General features: G+C 67.4%; 4 protein-coding genes. 1 reads left to right on the forward strand and 3 read right to left on the reverse strand.

Going from position 1 to position 3407, the window contains the following annotated elements:
- A partial coding sequence (locus VFG33_RS39440; protein WP_325058155.1) for a LysR family transcriptional regulator occupies positions 1-858 on the reverse strand: 858 nt, incomplete at its 3' end.
- Between the two features lie 280 nt (positions 859-1138).
- Here VFG33_RS39440 and VFG33_RS39445 point away from each other — a divergent pair.
- Positions 1139-2005, forward strand: coding sequence for a LysR family transcriptional regulator (locus tag VFG33_RS39445; RefSeq protein WP_325058156.1), 867 nt, complete (start codon positions 1139-1141; stop codon positions 2003-2005).
- A gap of 9 nt (positions 2006-2014) precedes the next feature.
- On the opposite strand, the gene VFG33_RS39450 is transcribed toward VFG33_RS39445, so the two are convergent.
- A complete protein-coding gene (locus VFG33_RS39450) occupies positions 2015-2839 on the reverse strand; it encodes an aldo/keto reductase (protein ID WP_325058157.1) in 825 nt (274 codons plus the stop codon).
- A gap of 59 nt (positions 2840-2898) precedes the next feature.
- Positions 2899-3407: winged helix DNA-binding domain-containing protein (locus VFG33_RS39455; protein ID WP_325058158.1), on the reverse strand; the 509-nt coding region annotated here is incomplete at its 5' end.

The following is a 3407-nucleotide window of genomic DNA, read 5'->3' on the forward strand; positions in this document are numbered from 1 at the left end:
GAGGGGATGCTCCGCACGACCTGGGCGGACGGCAGCGAACACCCGGCGTACGGGGGTCGGGTCGCTCAGCGGCCGGATCACCGCTGCGCCCGCAGTGCTTCCGCGCAAGGCCAGCCGGGGGACCAGCGAGACCCCGGCGCCAGCGGCGACCAGAGCGGCAACGGCGCGGAAGTCGTCGGACCAATGCACGATCCGGGGCTGGAACCCGGCCTGTTCGCAAGCCAGCAGCACGACGTCGCGGATCGGGTTCCCGACCGATGTCATCACCCAGTCGTCGGCAGCCAGGGTAGTCAGGTCGACCGCCTCGGCTGCCGCAGTTGGGTGCGATGAAGGAACCACAGCCACGAACGGTTCGGAGTACAGGGGGATCCTGGTCAGTCGCTCGTCATCGGCCCGGGGTGAGCCGCGGTGTTCGACGGCGACCGCGAGTTCGACCTCACCGTCGAGCAACTGGCTGACTGCTTGATGCCCTTCCGCATCCCGTACGACGAGACGCAGGCCCGGCGTACTCTCCCGCAACCGAGCCAACGTGGGTGCCACCAGCAGGCTGATCGCGGTCGCGAAGGCGGCGATGCGCACCTCGCCGGTCGCCCCGTCAGCATGCAGTCGCATGGCCTCCTCGGCGCGCTCGACCTCGGTGAGGATCGTGTTCGCGTGGCTCAGCAGGAGTCGGCCGGCCGAGGTGATCGCGACGCGGCGGCCGCGGCGCTCGAGCAGTTCCTGGCCGACCTCGCTCTCCAGCGCCGCCAACTGCTGTGAAACCGCCGAGGGCGTCAGGTGCAACGTCTCGGCGGCCGCCGTCACGGTGCCGTGGTCAGCAAGCGCCCGCAACACCCGCAACCTTCGCACTTCGATCACAGGGGTCAGCTTCGCATGCGGACCGCGGCGCCTTGCTGGTCACGGTCCGCCGCACCGTCACCGTGGACCGCGACCACCAGCGCCGGCGGGGAGGCTCCCACGGAACGGTCTTGGCGTTCGCCAGGCCCGATCGGGATTCCTCGGCGACCTTGTGGATGACGGTGATGGGGAAGAGGTACATCGATGGTTCCTTTCGTCTTCTTGACCGTAAGGACCGGCGACTTGATACGTCCAATGAAACTTATGGGCAGAGTTCATGCGCCTGACGCATGATGGGGGAATGGAACTGCGCCAGCTGGAGTCGTTCGTCGTGGTCGCCGAGGAGCTGAACGTCGGCCGGGCGGCGATCCGGCTGCATCTGACCCAGCCCTCGCTGAGCCGGCAGATCGCCGCGCTCGAACGCGATCTCGACGTCGAGCTGTTCGCCCGGGTGAAGCGGCGGTTCGTGCTGACGACCGCTGGGGAGAGCTTCCTGGCCGATGCCAAAGAACTGCTCCGGCTGGCGGAGGAGGCGGTCCGGGACGCACAGCGGACCCAGCGGGGCGAGCTCGGCACCCTGCGGCTCAGGTTCGTGCAGTCCGCGACGTTCCGGGTGCTGCCTCAGCTCCTCGGTGCGTTCCGGACGGCCAACCAGGAAGTCCTGCTGGACCTGGAGACGATGACGACGATCCGGCAGCTCGACGCGCTGCGGGACGGGCGGATCGACGTCGGCCTGCTGCGGTTGCCGACGCCTGAGCCGGGGCTGGAGACGCGGGTGTTGTCAGAGGATCCGCTCGTAGTCGCGCTGCCGGCCGGGCACCGGCTGGCGGAGCGCGAGCGGGTCGCTCTCACGGACCTGGCCGACGAATCGTTCATTCTCTACACGAGATCGACCGGACCGTCCGTCCACGACGCGATCGTCGGCTACTGCAAGGCGGCCGGGTTCGTCCCGCGGATCGTGCAGGAGGGTGCGGACACACAGACGATCGTGTCGCTGGTCGCCGCGGGCCTGGGGGTGTCGCTGCTGATCGCGCTGACGCCGCCGATCGACCCGCGGGCCGTCGTCTACCGCCGGCTGTCCGACGACCTACCACCCTGGAAACTCTCCGCGGCCTGGTCGCCGGACAACAACTCACCAGTACTACAGCGATTCCTCCGGCTGATCTGAATCGCCTTATCAGCCGAAATGATCGGGGTCGCCGCCGGTGCGGACGCCGGTTTCGAGGTCGGCGATGGTTGCCATGTCCTCGTTGTCCAGGGTGAAGTCGAAGACGGCGAAGTTCTCCGCGATCCGGCTCGGCGTCTTGGACTTGGGGATCACCACGTTGCCGAGCTGCAGGTGCCAGCGGATCACTACCTGGGCAGGCGACTTGCCGTACTTGGCGCCGATCGTCTTGAGTGCGGCGTTGTCCAGCAGCCCGCCCGACGCCAGCGGGCTCCACGCCTCGGTGACGATGTCGTTCTCGGCGTTGAACGCGCGCAGCTCGTCCTGCGGCAGCGCCGGGTGCAGCTCGATTTGGTTCACCACCGGGCGCAGGTCGGTCTCCTGGAACAGTCGCTCCAGTGCCGGGATGTGGAAGTTCGACACCCCGATCGCGCGCACCCGCTTGTCGGCGTACAGCTGCTCGAACGCCTTCCAGGTCTCGACGTACTTGTCCTTCTTCAGCGCCTGCCAGTGGATCAGGTACAGGTCGACGGACTCCAGCCCGAGGTGGGCCAGGCTCGCGTCGAACGCCTTCAGGGTGGAGTCGTAGCCCTGGTCGCTGTTCCACACCTTGGTGGTGATGAAGAGCTCGTCGCGGGCCAGACCGGAGGCGGCGATGGCGCGACCGACGCCTGCCTCGTTGCCATAGGCGGCGGCTGTGTCGACGTGCCGGTAACCCGACGCGAAGGCAGCCGAGACGACGTCGGTGACGATCTCGTTCTCGACCTGCCAGACCCCCAGGCCCAGCTGTGGGATCTCGACGCCGTTGTCCAGAGTGATTGTGGGGACTGTGCTCATCTGGCTATTCCACTGGCTGTGGTGGTTCTAGCCCAGTCATCCGACGTGTGACAACAACCTCATTCACCGGCCGTAACCACTGCGGTCGTTTTCGCATCCGGCTCCAGGAAGCCCAGTAACGCGGTCCCTTCACGCTCAAGTTCGGCTCTGGTCCGCTTCAGCGTCCGCCCGAACGGGGTGAGCGTGAGAGTGGCCACACCGCGCTTCTTCTCGGCCGTCCACAGGCCGGCGACCAGTCCGTCCACCGTGTACGTCGACTTGATCCGCAGGTTCTTCGTGAAGACGGCGGGCCGGTGTTCGTCGGCGATGATCCGCTCGCGTTTCGCATGCGCGAGCAAGAGGTTGTCGAACTCCGGCAGGAACCGCACTGGCACGTCGGTATCCGGATCCGGCCGCGGCGCCCCCGGTACGTCGTACAGGGTCTTGCCGTTCTCGTCGGTGAACCGCTCGAGCTCGAGCGCGTCGAAGGTCGCCTTGGCTCCGGGCAGCCCGGACCAGGTCTGGAAGTCAGCCGGCGTGGCAGGTCCGAAGGCCTCCAGATACCGGACGACCAACTCCTCCGGTACTG

Origin of the sequence: Kribbella sp. (assembly GCF_035687465.1) — a bacterium.
In the GTDB taxonomy this organism is placed as follows: Bacteria; Actinomycetota; Actinomycetes; order Propionibacteriales; family Kribbellaceae; genus Kribbella.